Source organism: Methylobacterium sp. WL103, from assembly GCF_008039885.1.
GTDB classification, from domain to species: domain Bacteria; phylum Pseudomonadota; class Alphaproteobacteria; order Rhizobiales; family Beijerinckiaceae; genus Methylobacterium; species Methylobacterium cerastii.
The window spans coordinates 1-5786 of record NZ_VRUX01000254.1 but is presented as its reverse complement, the minus strand read 5'-3'; the positions used below and the strand labels follow the sequence as shown (position 1 = coordinate 5786).

At 70.6% G+C, this 5786-nt stretch carries 8 protein-coding genes; 3 read left to right on the top strand and 5 right to left on the bottom strand.

Annotated features, from left to right (window positions below; genetic code table 11):
- The coding region (locus FV222_RS15435; protein ID WP_147814977.1) for a LysR family transcriptional regulator at positions 1-260 on the bottom strand (260 nt) is incomplete at its 3' end.
- Positions 261-381: 121 nt separating this feature from the next.
- Between FV222_RS15435 and FV222_RS15430 the strand changes: the two genes are divergently transcribed.
- Positions 382-1320 (top strand): pirin family protein, encoded by a 939-nt coding sequence (locus FV222_RS15430; RefSeq protein ID WP_147814975.1) that lies wholly within the window; start codon positions 382-384, stop codon positions 1318-1320.
- A 181-nt stretch (positions 1321-1501) separates the two neighbouring features.
- On the opposite strand, the gene FV222_RS15425 is transcribed toward FV222_RS15430, so the two are convergent.
- Positions 1502-1801, bottom strand: coding sequence for a hypothetical protein (locus FV222_RS15425; RefSeq protein WP_147753801.1), 300 nt, complete (start codon positions 1799-1801; stop codon positions 1502-1504).
- 282 nt (positions 1802-2083) lie between these two features.
- Positions 2084-3637, bottom strand: a complete 1554-nt coding sequence (locus FV222_RS15420; RefSeq protein ID WP_147814973.1) for an FAD-dependent oxidoreductase — start codon at positions 3635-3637, stop codon at positions 2084-2086.
- An 88-nt stretch (positions 3638-3725) separates the two neighbouring features.
- On the opposite strand from FV222_RS15420, the gene FV222_RS29690 reads away from it, so the two are divergent.
- Positions 3726-3881 carry a hypothetical protein gene (locus FV222_RS29690; RefSeq protein ID WP_187277348.1) on the top strand — a complete coding sequence of 52 codons (156 nt, stop codon included), beginning with the start codon at positions 3726-3728 and terminating at the stop codon, positions 3879-3881.
- Between the two features lie 21 nt (positions 3882-3902).
- Here the strand turns inward: FV222_RS29690 and FV222_RS15415 are convergent, their stop codons facing one another.
- Together FV222_RS15415 and FV222_RS15410 are read right to left on the bottom strand one after the other, a co-directional pair.
- The gene (locus FV222_RS15415) at positions 3903-4487 is read right to left on the bottom strand and encodes a TadE/TadG family type IV pilus assembly protein (RefSeq protein WP_147753806.1); all 585 of its coding nucleotides are present in this window, start codon (positions 4485-4487) and stop codon (positions 3903-3905) included.
- Complete coding sequence (locus FV222_RS15410; protein WP_238272218.1) at positions 4484-5146, bottom strand: TadE/TadG family type IV pilus assembly protein; 663 nt, start codon at positions 5144-5146, stop codon at positions 4484-4486. The genes FV222_RS15415 and FV222_RS15410 overlap by 4 nt, the downstream gene beginning before the upstream one ends.
- A gap of 436 nt (positions 5147-5582) precedes the next feature.
- On the opposite strand from FV222_RS15410, the gene FV222_RS15405 reads away from it, so the two are divergent.
- Positions 5583-5786, top strand: a 204-nt coding sequence (locus FV222_RS15405) for a pilus assembly protein TadG-related protein (protein ID WP_246685483.1), incomplete at its 3' end; no start/stop codon positions are given.

The following is a 5786-nucleotide window of genomic DNA, read 5'->3' as shown; positions in this document are numbered from 1 at the left end:
GCCAGGGCCTCCGCCTCGGCGGCCTCTCCCTCGGCGAGGATGCGCGCGGCGCCGTCCTTGGCCGCCCGTCCCGCCTCCGTCAGCGCGAGCTTGCGCGAGGTGCGATGGAACAGGCGGGCGCCGATGCGGGCCTCCAGCCGGCTCACCGCCTTCGACACCGTCGCGTTCGACAAGCCGAGTTCGGAGGCGGCGCGGCCGAAGGAGCCGGCCTCCACGACCTTGGCGAAGATCGCCCAGGCCTCGAAATCGGGCAAGCGCATGCGGCAGGTTCCGGAAACGATGGGTTTCCATCGTTTCGCTTTCCGACCTGGCTGGCAAGCCGCATAACGCCAGGGTCGAAGGCGCCGGTCTTCGAACGATCGCGCGAAGGAGGGATCCATCATGAGCTGGCACGGTGCGGAAGACCCGATCCCCGGGGATCGTTTCACCTGCGACGCGATCAAGACGCTGATCGTCCCGCGCTCGCGCGACCTCGGTTCGTTCGCGGTGCGGCGGGCCTTGCCGTCGGCGGAGTGCCGGATGGTCGGCCCCTTCGTGTTCTTCGACCAGATGGGCCCGTCCGAATTCCTGCTCGGCAAGGGCATGGACGTGCGACCGCACCCGCATATCGGCCTGTCGACCGTCACCTATCTCTTCGACGGCGAGATCATGCACCGGGACAGCCTCGGCACCGAACTGCCGATCCGCCCTGGCGAGCTCAACTGGATGACGGCCGGCCGCGGGATCACCCATTCCGAGCGGACGGGGGCCGACCTGCGGCAATCCGGCTCGAACCTGTTCGGCATCCAGGCCTGGGTCGCCCTGAGCGCCAAGGACGAGGAATGCGCCCCCGCCTTCGAGCATTACGACGCCGCGGCCCTGCCGACGCTGACCGGCGAGGGCAAGACGGTCCGCGTCATCGCCGGCGAGGCGTTCGGGGCCGCGTCGCCGGTGCGGACCTCGAGCCCGATGGTCTACGCCGACGCGGCGCTGGAGGCCGGGGCGACGCTGCCGCTGGACCCGACCTACGACGAGCGGGCGATCTACACGGTGTCGGGCGTGATCGAGATCGCCGGCGACACCTTCGGTCCGGGCCAGCTCCTGGTCTTCCGACCCGGCGACCGGATCAGCGTCCGCGCGACGGAAGCCGCCCGCTTCATGGTGCTCGGCGGCGAGCCGATGGATGGGCCGCGCCATCTCTGGTGGAACTTCGTGTCCTCGCGGCCCGAGCGGATCGAGCAGGCCAAGGAAGACTGGCGCCGCGCGCGCTTCGACACCGTGCCTGGCGATTCCGAGTTCATCCCTCTGCCCGATTCCCCGCCGCCGGTGCGCTATCCTTGACGACCCGCCAAGGGCGACCGGCCGTTCGGGATCGGGGCCGGGGTGAGCGAGGGGCGTTGCGCGGGTCGCGTCCGTCGCCCGGCAACATTCCGGGTGCTGGTCGCCGGGCGACGCATGCAGGCTGATGCTCGAATGGGGCGCCCGGCGCGAGCCGGACGCCTCGTTTCATGCCGGCGCCACCCTACCAGCGGTGGTGCCAGCCGACGTGGCGGTAGCCGCCGTGCCAGCCCCAGGGACGGTGCCAGCCGACGTGGCGGTAGCCACCCCAGCGGTGCCACCGCGGGCCATACCAGCCGACGCGGCGGTAGCCGTAGACGACCGGGCGCACGACGATGGGCCGGTAGACGACGTTGGGACGGCAATACCCGTAATAACCGCGATGGCCTCCGGGTCCGCACCCGTCGCGCGCCTCGGCGGCGCCGGCTGTTGCTGCAATCGTACCGAGGGCAAGGACGGCTGCGCCAGCAAGTTTCAGTCGCATTGGCATCTCCTCTGCTGCGATGGCCTAAGAACAGCGATCCCTGCGGGGCGGTTTCCTTGGTTTTGCGCCGAATTTGTCGAAAAGTGTAACAGGACCGCGCCCGCATCTTCGGCCGCCGGGGCCTCACCTTGCCGGATGCTTTGCGACGACGCTCCCGAGGCTTTGGCCTTCTGCGTCGGGCCGCTTGGCTCGCCGGCCCGAGCGGCCGCCTGCCGGGGAACGGACGCGGCGGCAGCTCAGGCCCACTGCCGCTGCCGTCCTCGATGGATCGCCAGGCAGATCCTAGGCAGCCTCTTTCGCGAGCGCTGGCAGATCCGCCCCGGCCTCGATCTCGGCCGCCGAGGGCAGACGCCCGAGGCCGAGCAGGTGCAGGAACGCGGTGAAGGCGCCGTTGCGACCGATGCTGCAGGCGGCGGTCACCCGGTCGCCGGTGACGTAATAGGCGATGAAATCGAGGGCGGCGGCGTCGCCCTGCAGGACGATCCGGTCGAACCCTTTGGCGTAGCCGCCGTAATCGAGTCGCTTGTCGCCCTGGTTGCTCCAGAAGAACGGAGCGCACGCAAATGCGCCGCCCCGGCCGAGGATGGCGTGCGCCACGTGCGTGCCGTGCTGCTGCGCCAGGCGCCAATGCTCGATCCGCGCGGTCTCGCCGCTCGCCATCTCCGGGAAGGCGGCGATGTCGCCCGCGATCCAGACGCCGTCCGCGAGCTTGAGGTCGCCGCCGACCTTGAGCCCGCCGCCCTCTTCGGCCTCGATGCCGACGACCATGTCGGTTTCCGGCTTGGCGCCGGCGCCGACGAGGACGATGTCGGCCGGAAGGCGCCGTCCGTCCTCCGTCTCGACCGCTTCGACGCGGCCGCTGCCGGCGATCCTGGCGACGGAGCCGGTCTCGAAGGTGACGCCGTTGCCGGCATGGTACCGCTTCAGCGCCGCGCCCACCGCCTCGCCGAAGCGCTCGGCGAAGGGAACCGCCTCGCGGGCTAGAACCGTGACGGACAACCCGCGCTTGGTAAGGAACGCGGCGGCCTCCATGCCGATGAAGCCGGCGCCGACCACGACGACCGTCTTGGCCGCGCCCGCCGCCTCGCTGACGCGCACCGCGTCGTCCAGGCTGCGCAGGGTGAAGACCCCGTCGAGGTCGTGGCCGGGGAAGTCCGGCATCACCGCCCGGCTTCCGGTGGCGACGACGATCGCGTCGGCCGTGAGCGTCCGGCCGTCCTTGAGCGTCACGTCGCGCCGGGCGGGATCGACCCGGACGACCTCTTCGGTGACGCGCTCGACCTGATTGCTCTGCGCGAAGTCGGGCTCGATCAGCACCTTGTCCGGCGGGGTCGGCTTGGCCAGGAACTGCTTGGAAAGCTTGGTCCGGTCGTAGGGCGGGTGCGCCTCGCGGCCGACCAGGGTGATGCGCCCCGCATAGCCTTCGCGGCGCAGGGTCTTCACGCAGGCGATGGCTGCGGCGCCCGAGCCGACGACGAGCACGCTCTCCACGGTCGCGGCCACGCTCTTGCGCGGCGCCGGCTCCCGCGTGAGGGTGGCGACGGCCTCGCAACCTTCGATGCGGACGGGGTAGCGCGTCAGGGAATCGAGGGCGGGCGGCTCTTCGAGGGTGCCGTCGGCCAGCGCGAAGGCGGCCTTGTGCCAGGGGCAGTAGAGGCGCCCGCCGCAGATCTCGCCCTTGGCCAGCGGCGCACCGAGGTGGGGGCACTTGGCCTGGAACGCCCGCACGCCGGACGCGTCGCGCACGAACAGCACCTTCTCGTCCCCGGCCGCCCCCTCCATCATGCCCCCCATCGGGATCGCATCGAGGGCAAGGCGGATCTCGGTTCCGGGCATGTCTGGCGTCGCTCCTGGCGAGCGCCATCGCGCCCGGGCTATTCAAGTCGCCGAACCCGTTCCGGTTGCCTCTTGCCAGGTGGGGAGCATGGCGGACTTCCGGACCCATTCGAACACCGGCCTTCGTCGCCGGTTCGTGCCGCATCCGCACCGTCGTCGGGCTGCGATGTTCGCGCCCGGCGGCGATCTCCTTCGGGCCGGCCTCGACCATCACGGCGACACGACGCTCGGCGACGCGGGATGACCGCGCCGGCAAAAACCCCGTTCAGAACACCGCGCAGGGCTTCCCGCCGGGGAGCACGACCTCCTCGCGGCCGAGATAGGCCTTTCCGGTCCGCACCGGCCAGGTCTTGCGCACCACGAAGGTCCAGTTCTTGAGGACGGGGAAGACGCTGAACACGGCGGTGTAGGGCAGGCGCATCTCCGCCATCACCAGCCGGTCCCCGGGGCTCGCGGTGCCGGGCGGGGCTGGTCCGATCGTCGAGCCCGCCGACCGGGGCGGGTCGTTGCGCGCGACGCTGGAGCAGACCTTCGCCACGGGGGTCAGCCCGTCGAGGTAGACGCCCCCCGCGGTGAGCACGATCCCGGCGCGGGCGAGGTCGTAGGGGCTCGTGACCGCCTGGGCGGCGGCGTAGACCTCGGCGACGTCGGTCACGTCGTCCCGCGAGATCAGGTCGGCCATGGTCGTCGCCGCGAGGGAGGCCCGGCGGGCGGTGGTGAACGCCCGCGGCAGCTCGATCGAAGCCATGAACATCAGGAGCAGGATCGGGGCGACGAGGGCGAACTCGACGCCGCTGACGCCGCCGCGCGCGCGCAGGAACCGACGCAGACCGCCCCGGCAGGCCGTCATTGGCACGGCTTGGCGTCGTAGGCCTCCGCCCGGAAGATCACGGTCGAGACCAGGAGCTGGCGGTTGTCGGAGAGGCGGCGGCCGGTGAAGTCGAGGAACGAGAACAGCCGCAGGATCGGGACGGCCGCGCGGATCGCGATCACGTCGTCCCCGGCCGGGCACTGGAACTGGGTCCCGAAGCTCTGGGCCACGGTCTTGGTCTGTGTGTCGTAGGGCTCGGCCACCTGCGAGCCCTTGAAGCTCGCGGCGCGCGTCACGTCGAGGCGGACCTCGCGGCAGGCGAAGAACAGGCTGGAATTGCCGCACATCAGCTGGCGCAGGCGCTGGCTCGGATCGGACCCGTCGGCGCGGTCCTGGAACTCGCCGGTGCGAAGCAGGCGCGACGCCCGGTCGACCGAGACGTCGAGGGTCTGCTGCGCGAGCACGACCACGCCGGATTCGGCGACGACGCCGAGGAGGGCGAAGAACGGCAGCGCCAGCATCGCGAACTCGACGCCGGCGACGCCGCGCCGGTCGGCCAGCAACCGCGGGTGGCGTCCGCCCTTGCCGGATGCCGAACGAAGGCGCGCCGGCAGACCCGTCGCCCAGGCGACGATCGCGCCGGGGAGTCCGTTTCGGTCGTCCGGCAGCTCGCGGCGTATCTGGATCGTCCGGCGCATCGATAGCCTGAAGGGGCACGGACCGCCGATCGTCGGCACGGCCCAACCCTGGGTGGACGGCAGTCTAGAGGCCGAGTGCTTTAAAATTTCTGTGATCGACCGGAAGAATCGACATCCGCCCGGTGCGCATCCGAGTAACGCCGGTTGTACAACTCTGGGTTTTAGATACCACGCCGCCCTGGAGCGTCCGACGCCGGATTGCGCCAACGTCTCGCGCAAAAACTCTACCTAAGCGTGTAATTTTATAAGCCCGTCACCGCGTACGGCAACGCGATGCTGGTCTACGCCTCTCGAAACAACCGCTCGTTGTTTCCTGATCGCAGCATCCTTCGCGGTTCGGCGCGTCCTGTGCGGCATTCGGCCGGACGATCAGGGCCATTCATTAATCCGGCCTCTGTAGACCCGAGGTTCATGATGGGCCGAGGAGGCGGTCGGGATGGAAAGCGGGCGTCGAGCGGGGCAAGCGTCGAGCCACGGGTTCGGGTTCGTGGCATCCCGCATCCGGTCGTTCGGAGCCGACCGAAGCGGCGCCGTCGCCCTCATCTTCGGCCTGGTCGCGACGGTGCTGCTCGGCCTCGTCGGCGGCGGCGTCGACTATGCGCGCCTGGCCGCCCGGCGATCCCAGCTGCAGGCGGCCGCC